This is a genomic window from Hoeflea algicola, assembly GCF_026619415.1.
GTDB classification, from domain to species: Bacteria; Pseudomonadota; Alphaproteobacteria; order Rhizobiales; family Rhizobiaceae; genus Hoeflea; species Hoeflea algicola.
The window spans coordinates 4,560,579-4,578,807 of sequence record NZ_JAOVZR010000001.1; the positions used below are offsets into that span (position 1 = coordinate 4,560,579).

Sequence of the window (18,229 nt, forward strand, 5' to 3'; positions counted from 1 at the left end):
CTCTTACATGTCGAACGATGCCGAAAGGTCCGCCATTCTGTCAGGCTATGCGCCGCCCCCAGGGGTGCGTGATGAAATGCTCGACGAGGAGGGCCGGGTAAAGCCGGCCTGGCGAAAGCTGGTGGCGCATTTGCAGGCGGCAAACCCGCAGGAGCGCGAGCGAGACTTCTCCCGTGGCGCGCACTATCTGCGCGATGCGGGTGTGTTCGTGCGTCAGTACGAGGAGGGCGCAAGTCCGCGCGACTGGCCGCTCAGTCCGGTGCCGGTGATCCAGCCGACCGACGAGTGGCAGGCGCTAGCGGCGGGGCTGGGCGAACGTGCCGACCTGCTCGAAGCCGTGATTGCCGATCTCTATGGCGACAATAAGCTGGTTGCCGACGGCCATCTTCCCGCCAGCCTGGTCGCCTCCAACCCGGAATGGCTGCGGCCACTGGTGGGCGTGAAACCGGCGTCTGAACATTTCCTGCATTTTCTCGCCTTCGAGATCGGCCGCGGTCCCGATGGCCGGTGGTGGGTGTTGGGTGACCGCACCCAGGCACCTTCGGGCGCCGGCTATGCGATCGAAAACCGCGTTGCCTCGTCACGGTCCTTTCCCGGACTCTACCGCAGTGCCAATGTCGCGCGGCTGGCAGGCTTTTTTCGCGCCTTCCGGGACGGGCTCAATGCTGCGCGCCAGGAAGACAACAGCCGTGTCGGCATCCTTACCCCGGGTCCGATGAACGATACCTATTTCGAGCATGCCTACATCGCCCGCTATCTCGGCATGATGCTGCTTGAGGGCGATGATTTGATGGTCGAGGATGGCCGGCTGCTGGTTCGAACCGTTTCCGGCCCCAAACCGATCAGCGTTCTGTGGCGCAGGCTTGATGCCATCTGGGCCGACCCGCTGGAACTTGAATCGGCATCCAAGCTGGGAACGCCGGGCTTACTCGGCGCGGTTCGTTCAGGCGGCGTCACAATGGTCAATGCACTGGGCGCGGGCGTGCTCGAAAGCCGCGCCTTTCTGGCCTTCCTGCCGCGTCTATCCGAGGTGCTGCACGGCAAGCCGCTTACCATCCCCAACATCGCCACCTGGTGGTGTGGCGGTGAAGCCGAGCGTGCCCATGTGCTCGCCAACGCCGACGCAATGATGATCGGTCCGGCAAATTCCACACGCCTGCCTTTGGAGCCGGAGCCTGGCGCCGTGCTCAAGGGTGACATGTCGGCAATCGGTCTCGATCTTGATGCCTGGCTGGCAGCCGAGGGGCGACACCTGGTCGGCCAGCAACTGGTGTCGCTGTCGACGACGCCGACTTGGGAAAACGACGTGCTGAAACCGCGGCCGATGAGTATCCGCGTGTTCCTGTCGCGCACCCGCGACGGTTGGCAGTTGATGCCGGGCGGGTTTGCCCGGCTTGCGGCGTCGGCTGATGATCCATCCGCGGTGTCGATCCGGCGCGGCGGTTCGGTCGCCGACGTCTGGGTGGTCTCCGACAAGCCGCTGCCCGAAGAAGAGGCCAGGGTGAGGCCAGACGAATTTTTCGTCCGAACCTCGCCGGCGTTGTTGCCGAGCCGCGCCGCCGACAATCTCTTCTGGCTCGGCCGCTATGTCGAACGCTCAGAGGGACTGATGCGGCTGGTGCGCGCCTATATGAGCCGCTTGCCTGAAAGCCCCGCCGGCGGCTCGCCACTGATGAATACCATTGAAACCTATCTTCAAGAGCGTGGGGTCGAGACCGGGGAGGGGGTTCCCCTGGCCGTTGCGCAGGCCATTTCAATGGCGGTGAATTCGGCCAATCAGGTACGTGACCGGTTTTCAGTCGATGCGTGGTCCTCGCTCGCAAACCTTGAGGGCGCGGTCGGCGACATGCGCCGGGTTGCGGTACCCGGTGATGATGCGGCTTCGGCGCTCGGTGTATTGTTGCGCAAGATCACCGGTTTTTCCGGCCTGGTGCACGAGAACATGTACCATTCCACCGGTTGGCGGTTCCTGACCATCGGCCGCTCGCTTGAGCGCGCAATGGCGATGGCCGAATTGCTGGCGACGTTTGGCGAATGGTCGGGCCCGCATGGCGGTTTCGAGCTTTGTGTCGAGATCGGTGACAGCGTCATGACCCACCGCCGCCGCTATTCGGTTACCGCCAGCCGCAACACGGTGATCGATCTGCTGGCGCTTGATGTGCTCAATCCGCGATCGATTGCCTGTCATGTCAGTGAGATCTGCCATCAGGTGAGTCTGCTTCCGGGTGCGCAAACTGAAGGGCGATTGTCTAATCTGTCACTGCTGGTGCAGCGGCTCCACAGTGATCTCGCCGCGCATACGCCGCAAAGCCTTGATCTGGAAAAACTCAACGAGCTGCGGCAAGCCATCGGTCAGGTGACCAATGAAATTCACACCCAGTACCTCGGGTGATGGCCATGCTCTATGACATCAAGCTGGTCATCGACTACGCCTTCGAGGCTCCGGCAGCCGGCGCACGGCAGATCCTGCATGCCATGCCCCTGTCGATTGAGGGCCGGCAACGGTTGATTACAGGCGACATCACCATTGCTCCATTGCCGACCTATCGGTCGGACCGCACCGATTTCTTCGGCAACGCCGTTACCGAGCTGGCCTTTGCAGAGGCGCATTGGAACATCGTGATTGGCTTCACTTCACGGGTCGAGGTTACGGGCGGCGCCGCGCCAACTGGCGGTTCGCCTGATCTCGCGGGGCTTACCCAGGCGCTGGCCGAGACCGTCGATCTGGGGCCGGTGTCTCCCTTGCACTTTTTGGCTGCTTCCCGCTACGCACTGCCGGATGCCGCGATCGCCAGCTGGGCAGCCGGTCACCGGTCGCCGGGTCTCGCCACAAGCGACATCGTTGGGAATCTGGGCCTGGCGTTGCACCACGCGATGCGCTTTGACGCCGAAGCCACCACGGTCGACACGCCTGCCGCCGAAGCCTTCGCCGCCCGCCACGGCGTCTGCCAGGATTTTACCCACATCATGATCATCGCGCTGCGCAGCCTTGGCATTCCGGCGGGCTACGTCAGTGGTTACCTGCGCACCCTGTCGCCACCGGGCCAGGAGCGGCTCGAAGGCGCCGATGCCATGCATGCCTGGGTAAAGGCGTGGTGCGGACCGCAAGCCGGGTGGGTTGAATATGACCCGACCAACGCGGTGTTTGCCGGTACCGATCATGTGGTGGTCGGCTATGGCCGCGACTATGCCGATGTAGCCCCGGTGCGCGGCGCCATGCGCATCGCCGGCGGTCAGTCCAGCAACCAGTCAGTCGACGTCGCCCCGGTTGATTGGTAACCGGGGGGCTAAGCATAATGCGAGGGGCGCGGGTGGGGGCGTTTCGGTGTTCGTCGGCGGGTACACGCTCACGCATTTCTTACCAAAGTTTGCAGCCGGTCACATCACAACTGAACCAACCCGGGCACCCTGACCGCGACTGTCATATAAGGACTGAGAAATGAGGGTGCTTGTCAATTGATGATCTTGACTTCTCCGCCCGTGTCACGCTGGTTGCAATATGGTACCGCGCTGTGGCACCGGGACTAGTGAACGTGCCGCCGCAGTGTTGCTGAATGATCGATTGAACGGTTCAAATGCGTTGAAGGACAATTTTGTTATGAGCGACGAGAAGATTGTTCTGATCTGTAGAAAAGTTCTCTCCATTTCAGATAAGATACATATTAATTCTAAAGAAGGATATGAATACATAAACTCAGGAACATTTAATTACATATACAATAATTCAAAGAATAATGTGGATTACAAATCGGTAATACGATCAAATGGATTTATAGATATTGAGGAAGAGTTTATTGAGTCAGAGATAGATTATAAATCAATATTTTTGCATCATGAAGAAAACTCAAGATACAAATCAAATTTCAAATTGAGCAAAGTAACATTCATATTTTATAAGAGCGGAATACTATCTTTATACTATTATTATAATTTTTTGGGGGGTGAGTTGGATATTGACGCCTCGTCCACGTTTGCTAATCAAGCCTGCGAAAACGATGGGCCCATTTACCGCGGTTGGCTTTCTGAATTATGTAAAATGGGCATCGTTACGGACTTGTCTTCGTTTCCGCTAGAGACACCTTCTTTGCGTTCAGAAAGAGAAGAGCTATTTGAATTACATTCTCGAACAAATAGTTGGCACAGCAACTGGTTCATGTGTCACGGGTCTCAAATATTAGTACCTGGATTGTCGGATAAAATAGGTTTTTCAGATCGGAAAAAGTTAACGTATCTGGAGTCTGATAGTAACACAATATGTGTCAATATTGCTGCAAATAAAGTATCGGAAGTGACTGGCACCTACGTGTTGTCCGGCGACGATGAATATTTAAATAGAAAAGAATGTCAAATAGACTTTATTGAAATTGCAAATTCCGACATGACTATACGGTATCTAAACGAATGTGGTGAGAAGAATGCATTGATAGCAGCGCAAAGGCTTGATGAATTTTTCAATAAATATGGAAAAAAATCACTCAAAAAATATCAAAGATACAAAATACTGATTATTACAAGGCGAGCACAGTAATTACCCACCCCCTTGCCATGCACCACAATGTCTGAATCCATGATGATATGGATCGGACTGATTTGCAGCAGCTGAGCAAGGACGAATTGATCGAGATGGTGCTTCGGCTCCAACGGCCTTCCAAGGATTCTCGGACGTCTTCCAAGCCGCCCTCGACGGACAAGAAAGAGAAACGCGTCAACTCACGACCGGGTGGAGCCAAGCCCGGGCATGAACCCCACAATAGGGTGCTGGCGGATTTTGCCGACATGTTTCGCGATCATGAACCGACCGCCTGCAAGAGATGCGGCCATGCGTTTTCCGGTGATGATACGATGGTGCTGGCCGGGGCCTATGACGAGATCGATATTCCTGCGATCCGTCCTCATGTCACCCGGCATCGGCGTTTTTCCTGTCATTGCCCGCAATGCGGCACGACAACAAAAGCCACCGCACCTGCCGTGGCAACCGCAACGCCGTTCGGGCCAGGCATTCACGCGCTGGCGATCTACCTCAAGAGTTTCCATGCATTGTCTTACGAACGCCTGAGCGGTGTGTTCATGGATATCTTCGGCCTTAATGTGAGCGAGGGCGCGATCATGAACATGTTTTCCCGCTCCCGTCCGAGCTTCCAGGCCACAGCACAGGCCGCCAAGGCCAGCCTTCGAGCCGCCCGCGTTGTCGCCAGCGACGAAACCGGTGTGCGTATCGAGGGCACAAATGCCCAACACTGGGTTTTTCATTGCAAGGATGCTGTTGTCCACCAGCCCGATTACTCCCGTGCAGCACGGGTCGTTCACGAGACCATGGGCGGCCATGTCCCCGAGGTATGGATATCTGATCGGTATTCAGCCCAGCAATCTCACGGCCATCGACATCAAACCTGCCTTGCACATTTGGCGCGTGATACAGCCTTTGCGCTGGAACATGGCGAGGATGATCTCCCTCTTCGCTTCCAGCTTTGGTTTGGCCGTGTGTTTGATTTCGCCAGAGCCATAAGCACATTCGCTGCGTCTACCGTCGCAAGCAAGAAGCGCAAATTCGATAAACAGCTTGCCGGGCTTCTATGCGCCCCGACTTCGTGCGACCTGGCCCAAAAGCTCCAGGCCAAGATCGGGCGGGCCCGCGATCAGCTGCTGACGTTTTGCGACTATCCCGGAGAAGTCGATGTCACCAACAACACATCTGAGCGAAAGCTCCGTCCATGGGTCATTCAGCGAAAGGTGACAAACGGATATCGCGCCATGTGGGCCGCCCAAGCCGAGGCGGATGTACGCACGACCATCGACACCGCCCGCCTCAAAGGCGCAAACCCCTTCCAGGTCATCGCATCCGTCCTGGCATAGGCCGGTAGAAGAACCGGAAATCACGAATTCGGGGGTGGGTAATTACCGAGCACATGTGTATGGCTTGAGGAACGCAGCGCATAGATGTATTCGTGAAGTGATAAAATCAACATCCGGATATTATGGGGTGCAGGAATCAGAAGCCAGCACTGTAAAAGCATTCGGGGCGCTAGACATTGCGATTGAATCTTCAAAGTATGAACAAGATGAAGCTTTTAATAGAAGTATATCAATATTTGCCCTATTTTTAGCAACTATATCTGTTATATCCACAGTTATTAGTATTTTGGAATTCAGTATAAATAAAGATGTGTTCAATATACATCAAAAATAATTATTCTTATGCCGTTTGTCGTTGTTCCGCTGCTGGCGTTTTTAGTAATTATAAGGAGGAAGTAAGCTTCCCTATTTTCCGCGATATGGATTACCGGCGATGCTCGGCATAATCGGCCCGTTTGAAACAACTGTGCGCAAATACCATTCCGCTCAGTCTGCTCAGGTGACGAGGATTTCGCGCTTCTGACGGTGAGGCATGAGACTGCCGACGCGAGTTCCGGGCGCATGCTTGCTCGGCAGGAACAAACGCATTCCGGTGTTGTCGCTAGCGCGTATCAAACCGCCTGGTATGTCTCGTATGGGCAGCATGCCGCTGGCGACTGGGCAGCGACCGTTTGCCAGCGTTGCTTTGCGCCTGAGATAGTAAAGTGCAAAGCCCTCAATCGTCGGGGTTGTCGAGATATTCGATCAGGCAGGGGCGCGGCAGGTCTTTCAGTGCCGTCAGCAAATCCTCGGCATTGCTGACCCTGCGCGAGGGCAGGCCATAGGCTGTGGCAATGATCGAAAAATCGGGTGCCGATGGGGTAACCCCGATCGGTGCAATGTCCACCGAGGTCATCGCCGTCTCGATTTCCATATAGCCGGAATTGTTCCACACCAGAAACGCCACGTCTGCGTTGCAGTCGCGGGCGCTGCCAAGCTCCGACAGCGTGAACTGAAATCCGCCATCGCCCAAAAGCGCTACCGCCGGATGGCCGGGCTTGCCCAGCGCTGCGCCTATCGCTGCAGGCGCTGCATAGCCCAGCGTGCCGAAACCGGTCGCCGAATTGAACCAGGTGGCCGGGCCGGGCACTGAGACATACATGTTGCCGGCATAGACCAGCTGGGTTGAATCGCCGACGATGGTGGCATCAGGCAGGATATCCCAGATCCGCTGCACCAGATTGATGTGCTGGCGATAGGCGTCGCCAATCTCGGCCAGTGCCATATCGCGCGCCAATTTTGCGCGGGCGCTGCCATTGCGGCCTTCGATTTTGGCCCAGATTGGGGAAAGGACAAGCATGCCGGCGATAAACGCGCCCAGATCCGCCCGCACCGGCAGCGCCGCCGGCGCGCCGCGAAGCAACTGGTCTGCGTCGATATCTACCCGGATCAGGTTTTCAGGCAGCGCAAACCCGCCATCCTGATACATGTCCATGTCGGTCGGACCGAGTTCGGTGCCGAGCGCCAGCACCAGGTCGGCTTGGCCAAGCAGGCTGCGCACCGAGCCCAGGCTGGGGCTGGCGGGCACGTCGAGCGAATGGTTAGCCATCACCCCACGGGCGTTGGTGGTGTTGACCACCGGCGCATCGAGTGCTTCGGCGAAAGCGCGTACGGCCGCCGCATGCCGGACCGCGCCGCCGCCGATCAGGATCACTGGGCTTTCCGACGCAGCGCATAATTGCGCGGCACGTTTAAACGCGGCCACAGAGGGCGACAATGGGGCCGCTTCAGGCATTTTGAATGTCCGGCCAGCGGCGGGCAACTTCATCACGTCGATCGGGATTTCGATATGCACCGGTCCGGGGCGGGCGGCGGTCATCACCGAAAAGGCCTGCTCCAGCACCTCAGCCAGTCGTGATGGCTCGGTCAGGGTGTGGGTCGACAAGGCGACCGTGCGGATAAGCCCTGCCTGGTCCGGCAGTTCATGCAAATGACCGCAGCCCTTGCCAAGCGTTGTCGTGGCGTTGACACCGGAGATCACCAGCATCGGAATACTGTCGGCCCGCGCCTGCGCCATCGCCGTCAGTGTGTTGGTTAACCCCGGGCCGGTGATGACGAAACACACGCCGGGCTTACCGCTGGCGCGCGCATAGCCATCGGCCATGAATCCTGCACCCTGTTCGTGGCGTGGGGTGACATGGCGGATCGAACTTGCCGCGAGCCCGCGATAAAGCTCGATGGTGTGAACGCCGGGGATACCGAACACGGTGTCGACACCGGCCTGCTCAAGCATTGTTACCAGCGCTTCACCGACGGTTTGGGATTTCTCTGCCATCAGATCGATTCCACGAAACTGGCGATGCGGTTGCAGGCCTCCGTCAGCGATTCGTCGGGCACTGTCAGGCTGAGCCGGATAAGCCCGCCGGCATTGTCACCGAACGAGGAGCCCGGCATAACCGCGACACCAGCCTCCAGCAAGCGCCAGGCAAAGCGTTCGCCATCGAGTCCGGTGCCGGAGACGTCGGCGATGATGAACATGCCTGCCTGCGGCCGGAACGGCACGATGCCGTCGAGTTGCTCTAGCCTGTCGGCAATCAGCGCCGCGCGCCGCTTGTAGGCCTCGCGCATCAGCTTTGACGTTTGGAGGTCAGAATTGAGGGCAAATGCGGTCATGTCGGCGATGAACGGCTGGTTGCCGAACAACATGGTTTCCGACAGCGGCAGCAGCTTGTCGCAGAATTCGTGCGGACCGACTGCCCAGCCGCTGCGAAAGCCCGGCGCTGCGTGTGATTTGGAAATCGACGACAGCGCGATCACACGGTCTGCGAGGTCGGGATTGTCGAACGGTGATGCGAATTCACCGTCAAACACCAGTTCCTCGTAGACTTCGTCGGCGACGATCCACAAATCATGGGCCTTGCAGACCGCGCCGATGCGGGCAAGTTCCTCGGCCCTCAGCACCGCCCCGCTCGGGTTGTGCGGTGAATTCAGCAGCAGCACCCGCGATTGCGGCGTGATCGATGCCTCTAGATCTTCGGCCTTCATCCGGAACCCGTTTTCGGGCCTGAGTGGCACCGGTTGCCGATGCGCGCCGCTGGCGCCGATCACACCTTCATAGGTGGCGTAGAATGGATCGCCCACCAGCACGCCGTCGCCGGGCCCGGTCAGCGCCATCATGGTCGCAAACAGCGCAGTCTGGGTTCCCGGGAAGCACATCACGTTGTCGGTATCAACATCGGCGCGGCGGCGCGCATAGCGTGCGGCGATCGCGTCGAGCAGTTCCGGTTCGCCGCGTCCACTGGAATAGCCGGTGCGTCCGGCCAGCATCGACTGGTGGCAGACCTCGAACAGTTGCGGATCGGGTGGAAGGTCGGGCTCGCCAATGGTCAATTCAATGATGTCGGCACCCTGAGCCTTCATCGTCCGGCAATGTTGGTGGATCGCCCATTTGGCGCCGCCGCTGTGAGCCAGGCGCTCGGTGATTTGTGCGTAATGCATCTGTTTATTCCCTGAATTCCGCCGGTTCGATACCGAGCAGCGTCGCCACTGAATCGAGTGTCAGCCGGACCACGTCGAGGCGCGAGAAGTCGTCGCCACCCATGGAGATTTCGATCCAAAGCCCGTCGAGCAGGGCATTGAGAATGATTGCGTGCTGCCTGATCTGCAGTGGTGACGCGGCCACGCCTCGTTCCGCCATGACCTCGCAGACCAGCTTTTCGATCAGATCACGAAACGACTGGTAACCTTCGCGGTGGGCTTTTGCCATCGCCGGGTCGGAGTTCACCGTTCCGGTAAAGGCGGCCCATATCGACAGCGCGCGCCCGTCGGCGACCGGCGGCGTGACGCTGGCGCGGATAAGTCCTGCAAGCCGTGACAGCGCCGTGCCATCGCCGCAACCGGCGGCGGCGTTGGCGGTCAGTTCGGCCATGAAGGATCTGTAGGCGGCCGCCACCAGCCGTTCCTTGTTATCGAAATAGCGACGGATCAGCCCTGGCGTAACACCGGCGCGGAACGCGACTTCGCGCACCGTGGCGCCGGCAAGCCCCAATTCGGCAATGCTGTCGAGCGTTGCTGCAATCAGATCATTCTGCCGCACCGCTTCTGGTTCACGATGGAAGGCGCGTCGCGTCATTCCCGCCATGCCGGACGGGTCAGGCAGGTAGGCCCACCTTCGCAAGGGATGCACAGCGCATCGGCCTCAAACGCCGTTACCTTGCAACCGGCCTGTTCCATCAGCGCCCGTGTCTTGGGGAAACCATCGACCATGATCACCTCGCCCGGGGTCAGCGCCAGCACATTGAGGTTGAGCCCGTTGGAAGCCTCGAACTCGTTGCGCGGCGCTTCCACCAGGGTGTAGCCGCGGTCTTTCAGCAATTGCCAGAATCCGACCGGCAGCATCGGGGCATACACCAGCGCCAGTTTTTCATCGAGCGGCGACATTACCGACATCAGATGCAGACAGGCGTCGGCGCCGTTGCCGAGCGGCAGGTCATAGCCGAGTACGGTGACGCCGAGCGGGGACAGGATTTCGCCCAGTTGTTCGATACCTGCCTGGTTGGTGCGAACACCGCGACCGACGGCCAGCGTTAAGTCATCCACCCAGATGCAATCGCCGCCCTCGACCTGGCCGGGGGCCTTGATTTCGCCGAGGATCGGAATGCCTGCAGCGCGGTAGGCGGCGGCGTGCAGCGCCGGTTCGCCCACCCGTCCGGGCTTGCCCATGCGCAAAATAATGGCGCCCTTGTCGCTCACCAACGACGGGTCATGGGTGAACATCGCATCGGCCATGCCGTCGCCGGAATCCTCGATCCAGATGATCTCAGTACCACACGCCGCCACCAAATCTGCAAACACGCCGAATTGCTCGATGGCGCGGGCGCCATCAAACCCGGGGCCGTAATGCCACTCCGCAGCGTTGGCGTTTTGAAGGCTGCTGCCAGGCCGGCGCATGAGCACCCGTTTGAGCGGGGCGGTCATCGATTGAGATCCGTATTTCATAGAGGAGTCCGTTCCGGTGATGTGCGATTTTAGAAATTATACACTTGATTAATTACTGCGCAAGGGTCACGATTGGCTCAGTTCGCTCCCACCGGGGCATCTGAGGAACCGTATGAGCAGTCCACAATCTGGCGCCCAAACCGCCGCCGCAACGTCTCCGCCCGCTGTCGCCGTTACCAACCTGTGCAAGCAGTTTGGTGAGCTCGAAGTGCTCAAGGGCGTGTCGCTGTCGGCCAACACCGGCGACGTGGTGGCCATCATCGGTGGATCGGGTTCCGGCAAGTCGACCATGCTGCGCTGCATCAACATGTTGGAACTGCCGACCAAAGGCACGATCAGCATCCAGGGTGAGATCATCAAGATGAAGCCGGATGGGCGCGGCGGCCAGCAGCCGGCCAATTCTGCGCAACTGCGCCGGATCCGAACCCGGTTGGCGATGGTATTCCAGAGCTTTAATTTGTGGCAGCACATGACCGTGCTTGGCAATGTCATCGAGGTTCCGGTGCATGTGATGGGTGTGCCGCGCGACGAAGCGATTGCGCGCGCCGAAAAACTGCTTGAGCGTGTCGGCCTGTCCGACAAGCGCGATGTCTATCCGGCGTTTTTGTCCGGTGGCCAGCAGCAGCGCGCGGCAATTGCCCGGGCGCTGGCGGTCGAACCGGAGGTGATGCTGTTTGACGAGCCGACATCTGCACTCGACCCTGAGCTGGTGGGCGAAGTGCTGGCCGTGATTGCCGATCTGGCCCGAGAGGGCCGCACCATGCTGCTTGTTACCCACGAGATGAATTTTGCCCGTGAAGTGGCAAACCATGTCGTGTTTCTGGCTGACGGTGTGATCGAGGAGGAAGGTCCGCCCGAAACTGTCTACAGCGCGCCCAAATCGGAGCGTCTGCAAAAATTCCTTGCGACTGTCCAATAGTCCAAGGGTGAATGGGCAAAGCCCGAACGTCCAACAGGGAAAATACTATGAAAACCAAACTCGTTACAGCCATCGCCGCATTCGGTCTGACGCTTGCGGCCCACGCCGCTTCCGCTGAAACCGTGCGCGTTGGTGTTGCAGCCGAGCCTTATCCGCCGTTCACCGAGCCCGATGCAGCCGGTAACTGGACCGGCTGGGAAATCGAATTCATGAACGCCGTCTGCGCCGAGGCCAAGCTTGATTGCGTGGTCACGCCGGTTGCTTGGGATGGCATCATTCCGGCGCTGACATCGAACAAGATCGACGCCATCGTCGGCTCGATGTCGATTACCGAAGAGCGTATGAAGACCATTGATTTCTCGGATAAGTATTACAATACGCCTGCGGTTGTCGCGATGGCCAAGGGCGGCGGCATCACCCCGGACGCAGAGGGACTGAAGGGCAAGATCCTCGGTGTTCAGGTCTCCACGATCCACCAGAAATATGCAATCGAGCATTTCGGTGACGTCGCAGCGGAGATCAAGGAATACCAGACCCAGGACGAAGCCAATCAGGATCTAGCTGCCGGACGTGTTGATGCCGTCATGGCGGATTCACTGGCGCTGGATGCTTTCGTCAAGTCAGACACGTGCTGCGAAATTGCCGGCGCGGTGGAAGACGATTCGGCGATCCTCGGTGCCGGCGTTGGCGTTGGCCTACGCAAGGGTGATGATGAGCTGCGCGAGAAATTCAACACAGCCATCGCCGCCATCCGCGAAAACGGCACTTATGCCGAGTTCTCGAAGAAGTATTTCGACTTCGACATCTACGGCAAGTAATGCGCCTCGCTGGCGCAATCGCTCCAGCCGGATCGGCGGGTTCACCTCGCCGATCCGCAATGAGTGTTTCAAATGCTTGACTGGATCACCGGCATTGCCGCCTGGGAGCTTCTGGCGCTTGAGCCGCCAGGCTGGGGCGGTGTGTTGCTCAAAGGTCTTGCGGTTTCGCTGCAGGTTGCCGTCGGCGGCTATATTCTCGGCTTTCTGATCGGCATCGGTGGTGCCACCGGCAAGCTCTATGGTGGGCCGATCCTGCGCGATGTGCTCGATGTCTACACCACGCTGGTGCGCGCGGTGCCAGAGCTGGTTCTCATCCTGTTGCTTTATTACGCAGGCACCGACGCGCTTAACAAGATCATGATCCTGATGGGCGCCGAGCGCACCGATATCAGCGGTTTGGCCGCGGGCATCTTTGTCATTGGCGTGGTGCAGGGCGCCTATCAAACCGAAGTTCTGCGCGGTGCTTTCAAGGCCGTGCCCTATGGACAGATCGAAGCGGCGCGGGCCTATGGCATGTCGTCGCTGCAAGTTCTGCGGCGCATTATTTTGCCCGGCATGCTGCCGCATGCGGTGCCCGGCCTTGCCAATCTTTGGCTGATAGCTACCAAGGACACGGCGCTTCTGGCTGTTGTCGGTGTCTCGGAACTGACGCTTGTGACGCGACAGGCAGGCGGCACCACCAAGTCCTATTTCCTGTTTTTCATGGCTGCGGGGCTGCTTTACCTGATGGTGACACTGCTTTCCAATGTCGTCATTCGTCGTGTTGAACGCCATGCCCGTCGTGGCATGACGGCGGTGCGCTGATGGAACCGGAACTCAGAAGCTGGAAGGAGCCGCACCGTTTGGTGCTGCTGGCGATTGCCATCGGCATCGTGGTGTTTGCCGCGACCACCATGCGCTGGGACTGGTTGCCGCGTTACTCCGGAAAGCTGGTCACCGGTGTCGGCACCACATTGTGGCTGCTGTTTCTCACCAGCGTGCTGGGCTTTCTCCTTGCCGTGCCGCTCGGTCTGGCTCAAGCTGCGGGGCCTTTCTGGTTGTCGGGACCGGCGCGCGCATTCTGCACCGTGATCCGCGGCACGCCGTTGCTGCTGCAACTGTGGCTTCTCTATTACGGCCTCGGTTCGCTGTTTGCCTACTGGCCGGAGATCCGCCAGTCCTGGGCTTGGCCCTATCTCAGGTCGGCCTGGCCTTACGGCGTTCTGGCGTTGACCATGTCCTTTGCCGGATACGAGGGAGAGGTGATGCGCGGCGCCTTTGCCGGCGTGCCCAAGGGTGAACTCGAAGCGGCGCGGGCCTATGGCATGTCGCCCTTCACGGCCTTCCGGCGGATCTGGTTGCCGCGAGCCATTCATCGGGCGCTGCCGACGCTGGCTGGTGAAACTGTGCTGCAGCTCAAAGCCACGCCGTTGGTGGCGACGATTACCGTGGTCGATGTCTATGCGATCATCTCCCGTGTCCGCCAAGACACTTTTCTGACCTACGAGCCGCTGCTGTTGCTGGCCTTGATCTACATGATCCTGACCGGTGTGCTGGTGGTCGCTTTCCGCTGGCTTGAAGCCAGGGTGCCAGTCCAAAGCTGACTTGCCTCGTCTCGACAACACCGTTAGGCCGACCGCGCCTTGCGGCTGTCGCGGGGCGGGGTGCCGAATTGCCGGCTGAAAGCGCGCGAGAATGACGATTCCGATGAAAACCCAGTGCGTGATGCGATATCGGTCATGCTCAACCGCGTATCATTGACCAGCCGTCGCGCCGCTGCCAGCCTGAGCGACAGGAAATAGGCTCCTGGCGTCTGTTCCAGTTGCCGGGCGAACAGTTGTTCCAGTCCGCGCGCCGACATTGATACCCGTTTGGCGATTGCCGCGATGCTGACCGGTGCGTCGATATGGGTTTCCATAATCCGCACCGCACGCACCAGCCGTGGATCATGCAGCGTGTCGCCCAGGGTGACATTGACCTGGGCGTCGCCAGCCGCACGCAGTTCGTCATGCACAAAGCTGCTGGCAACATCGAGTGCTGCCGGACGGCCGAGAATACGGCCGATCAGATCGACAACCATATCGAAGGTGGGCGACGCGCCCGAGGTGGTGATGAAGCGCCCGTCGATGACATAGCGGTCGGGCCTCAGGTCGACATGTGGGAAGGCGCTGGCAAACTCCTCGAAATCTTCCCAATGGGTGGCCGCGCGGTGCTCGTCGAGCAGCCCCGTACGCGCCAGCAACCAGGCGCCCGATTCAATGCCGATAACCAGATTGGTATTGCGGGCAGCGCGGTAAATCAGCGAAATCAGTTTGCGCTCGGTCATGCGCGCGGCGCCAAAGCCAGCGACAACTGCCAGAATATCGCTACGGCTAGATGGATCGAGCCTGCGCTGAACCGGCCAGGCGATCCCCGAAGAGGTTTCCGGTGCCTGGCCATCAACGGAGACGAAGCGCCAGTCGAATACCAGCCGACCGGCTTGCCGATTGGCGGCTCTGAGTGGTTCGACGCTGCTCGCCAGCGTCAGCAGCGAACAGCCGGGCAGGGCCAGCAGATCGACTTTGATCGGGCGGTCCAATTCAGAAATCATCGACAGAGCTTTGCTTTGTGTCATGATTACTTCGTAAATTGCAATGCATGTGGCTGCAAGCCAGTCATCATTGCACGACACTCAAGAGGAGGATTGACCGCATGCCATTGACCATGAATCGCGAGGTTTTCATCACCTGCGCCGTCACCGGATCCGGCGCCACCCAGGACCGCAGCCCGCATGTGCCGCGTTCGCCCGAGCAGATTGCCAATTCGGCGATCGATGCCGCCAAGGCCGGCGCCGCAATTGTTCATTGCCATGTCCGCGATCCCGAGACCGGCAGCCCGCGCCGCGATGTTGCGCTGTACCGGGAAGTCACCGAGCGCATTCGCGAAGCCGAAGTCGATGTCGTCTTGAACCTGACCGCAGGCATGGGCGGTGATATCACCTTTGGCCCGACCGAAAAGCCGTTGCCGCTCAATCCGGTCGGCACCGACATGGTCGGTGCATCCGAACGCATGAAGCACATTCTCGAATGCCTGCCCGAGATGTGCACGCTTGATTGCGGCACCATGAATTTTGCCGAGGCCGATTACGTCATGACCAACACCCCGGGCATGCTGCGTGCCATGGGCGGCATGATGACCCAGCTTGGCGTCAAGCCGGAGATCGAGGCCTTCGACACCGGTCATCTCTGGTTCGCCAAGGAACTGGTCAAGGAAGGCGTGCTCGCGCCCGACGCTCTGGTGCAGCTCTGCATGGGCGTGCCCTGGGGCGCGCCGGACGACCTCAACACCTTCATGGCGATGGTCAACAATGTGCCCGATGACTGGAACTGGTCGGCCTTCGCGCTTGGCCGCAACCAGATGGCCTATGTCGCGGCCTCCGTGCTGGCCGGCGGCAATGTCCGCGTTGGTCTTGAAGACAATCTCTGGCTCGGCAAGGGCCAGCTCGCCACCAATGCCCAGCTGGTCGAGCGCGCGGCATCAATCGTCGAGAACATGGGCGCGCGGGTCATCGGTCCGCAGGAAGTCCGCGAACGGCTCAACCTGACCAAGCGCGCGCCTGCGGCTGCATGAAACACGAAGGGGAGGGTGGCATGGAAAAGGTCAAGTTCAGGGCGATGAAGGATGGCGACCGTGAGGGCTATGAGTTCCTCACCGAGCACGAAATCGAGTATGCCGCCAAGACCGGCGAACGCTTGCTCTCGGCAATGGTCGATCTCGACAAGAGCCTGTCGGGTTACCAGGTCACGCGGCTCGGACATTCGCTGCAGGCCGCCACCCGCGCCTGGCGCGATGGCGCCGATGTCGACTGGGTGGTCTCGGCACTGCTGCATGACATCGGCGACATCTACGCGCCCTACAATCACGATGAATATGCAGCCGCTATCCTCAAACCCTTCGTGCGCGAGCAATGCGCCTGGGTGGTGGAAAAGCACGGCGACTTCCAGAAGCTCTACTATGCCCAGCATGTTGGCGGTAATCCGCATGCGCGCGATGCCTACAAGGGGCACGCCTATTACGATGATTGCGCCACATTCTGCGAGCGCTGGGATCAGAACAGCTTTGACCCGGACTACCCGCATGAAGACATCGAGTTCTTCCGCGATCAAGTCGAGCAGGTCTTTGCCCGCAAAGCCTATGATCCTGCAGTGATCCGCGCCGGCGAACGCGTTGAACTGACCGATCCCACACTTGCCAAAGAGCGAAACACATGAGTGAAAACAAAACAGCCGCCATCATCGGCGGTGGTGTCATCGGCGGCGGCTGGGCTGCGCGCTTCCTCCTCAATGGCTGGAACGTGATCGTCTCCGATCCTGATCCAGAGGCCGAACGCAAGGTCAGTGAAGTGCTTGCCAATGCGCGGCGCTCCTTGCCCGCGCTGTCGGATGTGACCGTCCCGAAAGAAGGCAAACTGAGTTTCGCTGCGTCGCTGGCAGAAGCCGTGGCTGACGCGGACTGGATCCAGGAAAGCGCGCCAGAACGCCTCGATATCAAGCACCAGGTGTTTGCTGAAATCCAGGCCCATTGCCGCAAGGATGCGCTGATCGGCTCGTCCACGTCAGGCTTCAAACCGTCCGAGCTGCAGCAGGGCGCGGCGAGGCCGGAACAGATTTTCGTCGCCCACCCGTTCAACCCGGTCTACCTGCTGCCGGTTATCGAGCTTGTCGGGGTTCAGGAAACTGTCGAGCGCGCCAAAGAGGTGCTCGAAGAAATCGGCATGAAGCCGCTGATCGTGCGCAAGGAAATTGACGCCCACATTGCCGACCGGTTTCTCGAAGCTGTCTGGCGCGAGGCGCTTTGGTTGATCAAGGACGGCGTTGCCACCACCCAGGAAATCGACGATGTCATCCGCTATGGCTTCGGCATGCGCTGGGCCCAGATGGGCCTGTTCGAGACTTATCGCATAGCCGGTGGCGAGGCGGGTATGCGCCATTTCATCGCCCAGTTCGGCCCGTGCCTCTCCTGGCCCTGGACCAAGCTGATGGATGTGCCGGAACTGACCGAAGAACTGACCAACATGATCGCCGATCAGTCGGACGCGCAGTCGGGCATGCATTCGATCCGCGAACTCGAGCGCATCCGCGACGACAATCTTGTTGCCATGATGCGGGCGCTCAAGGGCCGTAACTGGGGTGCCGGCGATCTGCTCAATGCCCAGGACGCACGCAACAAGCCGCCACTGCCCACTGACATTGACCAACCGCTAACAACACTCAACCGCGTTATCCCGATCGACTGGATGGACTACAACGGCCACATGAACGAAAGCCGTTACGGGCAGGTGTTCTCTGATGCAGGCGACGTGGTGATGTCGATGGTCGGCGCCGACCAGGCCTATATCGCCGGCGGTCTGTCCTATTTCACCGTCTCCAATGAAATCGGCTATCTCAACGAGACCCATCTTGGCGATGTGATCCATGTCCGCACCCAGGTTCTCGAAGCCCGTGGCAAGAAGCTACGGCTGTATCACGAGATGATCCGGACCGCTGACGGCGAATTGTTGGCGACCTGTAACCAGCTTCTGCTCCATGTTTCGCTCGAAACCCGAAAATCCTGCGAACCGGAAGGTGCGGTTCTAGCCAAGATCACCGCGCTTGGCGAAGCCCAGTCGAAACTGCCCAAGCCAGCCAGCATGCGGGATTAGGGC

17 protein-coding genes are annotated in these 18,229 nt (G+C 59.4%); 12 read left to right on the plus strand and 5 right to left on the minus strand.

Features of this window, described 5'->3' with window-relative positions:
• Positions 1–7: 7 nt before the first annotated feature.
• From OEG84_RS22085 to OEG84_RS22105, 5 genes are all read left to right on the plus strand, one after another.
• Positions 8–2,392: a circularly permuted type 2 ATP-grasp protein gene (locus tag OEG84_RS22085; RefSeq protein WP_267655754.1), complete on the plus strand. Its 2,385-nt coding sequence runs from the start codon at positions 8–10 to the stop codon at positions 2,390–2,392.
• 5 nt (positions 2,393–2,397) lie between these two features.
• Positions 2,398–3,279 carry a transglutaminase family protein gene (locus OEG84_RS22090; protein ID WP_267655755.1) on the plus strand — a complete coding sequence of 294 codons (882 nt, stop codon included), beginning with the start codon at positions 2,398–2,400 and terminating at the stop codon, positions 3,277–3,279.
• A 220-nt stretch (positions 3,280–3,499) separates the two neighbouring features.
• Positions 3,500–4,528 (plus strand): hypothetical protein, encoded by a 1,029-nt coding sequence (locus OEG84_RS22095; RefSeq protein WP_267655756.1) that lies wholly within the window; start codon positions 3,500–3,502, stop codon positions 4,526–4,528.
• Between the two features lie 47 nt (positions 4,529–4,575).
• Positions 4,576–5,853, plus strand: coding sequence for an IS66 family transposase (gene tnpC, locus OEG84_RS22100; protein WP_267651873.1), 1,278 nt, complete (start codon positions 4,576–4,578; stop codon positions 5,851–5,853).
• Between the two features lie 127 nt (positions 5,854–5,980).
• On the plus strand, positions 5,981–6,187 hold the full coding sequence (locus OEG84_RS22105; RefSeq protein WP_267655757.1) for a hypothetical protein: 207 nt from the start codon (positions 5,981–5,983) through the stop codon (positions 6,185–6,187).
• A gap of 381 nt (positions 6,188–6,568) precedes the next feature.
• Here OEG84_RS22105 and OEG84_RS22110 read toward each other — a convergent pair whose 3' ends face one another.
• From OEG84_RS22110 to OEG84_RS22125, 4 genes are read right to left on the minus strand one after another with little or no spacing between them, the layout of a single operon-like run.
• On the minus strand, positions 6,569–8,167 hold the full coding sequence (locus OEG84_RS22110) for a 5-guanidino-2-oxopentanoate decarboxylase (protein WP_267655758.1): 1,599 nt from the start codon (positions 8,165–8,167) through the stop codon (positions 6,569–6,571).
• The gene (locus tag OEG84_RS22115; RefSeq protein WP_267655759.1) at positions 8,167–9,330 is read right to left on the minus strand and encodes a pyridoxal phosphate-dependent aminotransferase; all 1,164 of its coding nucleotides are present in this window, start codon (positions 9,328–9,330) and stop codon (positions 8,167–8,169) included. Before OEG84_RS22115 ends, OEG84_RS22110 begins: the two co-directional genes overlap by 1 nt.
• A gap of 4 nt (positions 9,331–9,334) precedes the next feature.
• On the minus strand, positions 9,335–9,964 hold the full coding sequence (locus OEG84_RS22120) for a TetR family transcriptional regulator C-terminal domain-containing protein (protein ID WP_267655760.1): 630 nt from the start codon (positions 9,962–9,964) through the stop codon (positions 9,335–9,337).
• Complete coding sequence (locus OEG84_RS22125; protein ID WP_267655761.1) at positions 9,961–10,809, minus strand: dimethylarginine dimethylaminohydrolase family protein; 849 nt, start codon at positions 10,807–10,809, stop codon at positions 9,961–9,963. Before OEG84_RS22125 ends, OEG84_RS22120 begins: the two co-directional genes overlap by 4 nt.
• A gap of 133 nt (positions 10,810–10,942) precedes the next feature.
• Between OEG84_RS22125 and OEG84_RS22130 the strand changes: the two genes are divergently transcribed.
• From OEG84_RS22130 to OEG84_RS22145, 4 genes are all read left to right on the plus strand, one after another.
• Positions 10,943–11,749: an ABC transporter ATP-binding protein gene (locus OEG84_RS22130; RefSeq protein ID WP_267655762.1), complete on the plus strand. Its 807-nt coding sequence runs from the start codon at positions 10,943–10,945 to the stop codon at positions 11,747–11,749.
• A gap of 47 nt (positions 11,750–11,796) precedes the next feature.
• Positions 11,797–12,567 carry a transporter substrate-binding domain-containing protein gene (locus OEG84_RS22135; protein WP_267655763.1) on the plus strand — a complete coding sequence of 257 codons (771 nt, stop codon included), beginning with the start codon at positions 11,797–11,799 and terminating at the stop codon, positions 12,565–12,567.
• A 72-nt stretch (positions 12,568–12,639) separates the two neighbouring features.
• A complete protein-coding gene (locus OEG84_RS22140) occupies positions 12,640–13,371 on the plus strand; it encodes an ABC transporter permease (protein WP_267655764.1) in 732 nt (243 codons plus the stop codon).
• Positions 13,371–14,150 (plus strand): ABC transporter permease, encoded by a 780-nt coding sequence (locus OEG84_RS22145; protein WP_267655765.1) that lies wholly within the window; start codon positions 13,371–13,373, stop codon positions 14,148–14,150. Before OEG84_RS22140 ends, OEG84_RS22145 begins: the two co-directional genes overlap by 1 nt.
• 23 nt (positions 14,151–14,173) lie before the next feature.
• On the opposite strand, the gene OEG84_RS22150 is transcribed toward OEG84_RS22145, so the two are convergent.
• Positions 14,174–15,160, minus strand: coding sequence for a GlxA family transcriptional regulator (locus tag OEG84_RS22150; RefSeq protein ID WP_267655767.1), 987 nt, complete (start codon positions 15,158–15,160; stop codon positions 14,174–14,176).
• 77 nt (positions 15,161–15,237) lie between these two features.
• Here OEG84_RS22150 and bcoG point away from each other — a divergent pair, with 77 nt between their 5' ends.
• From bcoG to OEG84_RS22165, 3 genes are read left to right on the plus strand one after another with little or no spacing between them, the layout of a single operon-like run.
• Positions 15,238–16,155, plus strand: a complete 918-nt coding sequence (gene bcoG, locus OEG84_RS22155) for a 3-dehydrocarnitine:acetyl-CoA trimethylamine transferase BcoG (protein WP_267655769.1) — start codon at positions 15,238–15,240, stop codon at positions 16,153–16,155.
• A 20-nt stretch (positions 16,156–16,175) separates the two neighbouring features.
• Positions 16,176–16,796 (plus strand): HD domain-containing protein, encoded by a 621-nt coding sequence (locus tag OEG84_RS22160; protein WP_267656291.1) that lies wholly within the window; start codon positions 16,176–16,178, stop codon positions 16,794–16,796.
• Positions 16,793–18,226 (plus strand): carnitine 3-dehydrogenase, encoded by a 1,434-nt coding sequence (locus tag OEG84_RS22165; protein WP_267655770.1) that lies wholly within the window; start codon positions 16,793–16,795, stop codon positions 18,224–18,226. Before OEG84_RS22160 ends, OEG84_RS22165 begins: the two co-directional genes overlap by 4 nt.
• Positions 18,227–18,229 lie beyond the last annotated feature (3 nt).

Excerpts from the sequence above, each read along its gene's own strand:
- OEG84_RS22090 (WP_267655755.1), top strand. The coding sequence starts at position 2,398 with ATGCTCTATGACATCAAGCTGGTCATCGACTACGCCTTCGAGGCTCCG.
- OEG84_RS22160 (WP_267656291.1), top strand. The coding sequence starts at position 16,176 with ATGGAAAAGGTCAAGTTCAGGGCGATGAAGGATGGCGACCGTGAGGGC.
- OEG84_RS22095 (WP_267655756.1), top strand. The coding sequence starts at position 3,500 with ATGGTACCGCGCTGTGGCACCGGGACTAGTGAACGTGCCGCCGCAGTG.
- OEG84_RS22115 (WP_267655759.1), bottom strand. The coding sequence starts at position 9,330 with ATGCATTACGCACAAATCACCGAGCGCCTGGCTCACAGCGGCGGCGCC.
- OEG84_RS22130 (WP_267655762.1), top strand. The coding sequence starts at position 10,943 with ATGAGCAGTCCACAATCTGGCGCCCAAACCGCCGCCGCAACGTCTCCG.
- OEG84_RS22110 (WP_267655758.1), bottom strand. The coding sequence starts at position 8,167 with ATGGCAGAGAAATCCCAAACCGTCGGTGAAGCGCTGGTAACAATGCTT.
- OEG84_RS22120 (WP_267655760.1), bottom strand. The coding sequence starts at position 9,964 with ATGACGCGACGCGCCTTCCATCGTGAACCAGAAGCGGTGCGGCAGAAT.
- OEG84_RS22125 (WP_267655761.1), bottom strand. The coding sequence starts at position 10,809 with ATGACCGCCCCGCTCAAACGGGTGCTCATGCGCCGGCCTGGCAGCAGC.
- tnpC (WP_267651873.1), top strand. The coding sequence starts at position 4,576 with ATGGATCGGACTGATTTGCAGCAGCTGAGCAAGGACGAATTGATCGAG.
- OEG84_RS22145 (WP_267655765.1), top strand. The coding sequence starts at position 13,371 with ATGGAACCGGAACTCAGAAGCTGGAAGGAGCCGCACCGTTTGGTGCTG.
- bcoG (WP_267655769.1), top strand. The coding sequence starts at position 15,238 with ATGCCATTGACCATGAATCGCGAGGTTTTCATCACCTGCGCCGTCACC.
- OEG84_RS22140 (WP_267655764.1), top strand. The coding sequence starts at position 12,640 with ATGCTTGACTGGATCACCGGCATTGCCGCCTGGGAGCTTCTGGCGCTT.
- OEG84_RS22085 (WP_267655754.1), top strand. The coding sequence starts at position 8 with ATGTCGAACGATGCCGAAAGGTCCGCCATTCTGTCAGGCTATGCGCCG.
- OEG84_RS22150 (WP_267655767.1), bottom strand. The coding sequence starts at position 15,160 with ATGACACAAAGCAAAGCTCTGTCGATGATTTCTGAATTGGACCGCCCG.
- OEG84_RS22165 (WP_267655770.1), top strand. The coding sequence starts at position 16,793 with ATGAGTGAAAACAAAACAGCCGCCATCATCGGCGGTGGTGTCATCGGC.
- OEG84_RS22135 (WP_267655763.1), top strand. The coding sequence starts at position 11,797 with ATGAAAACCAAACTCGTTACAGCCATCGCCGCATTCGGTCTGACGCTT.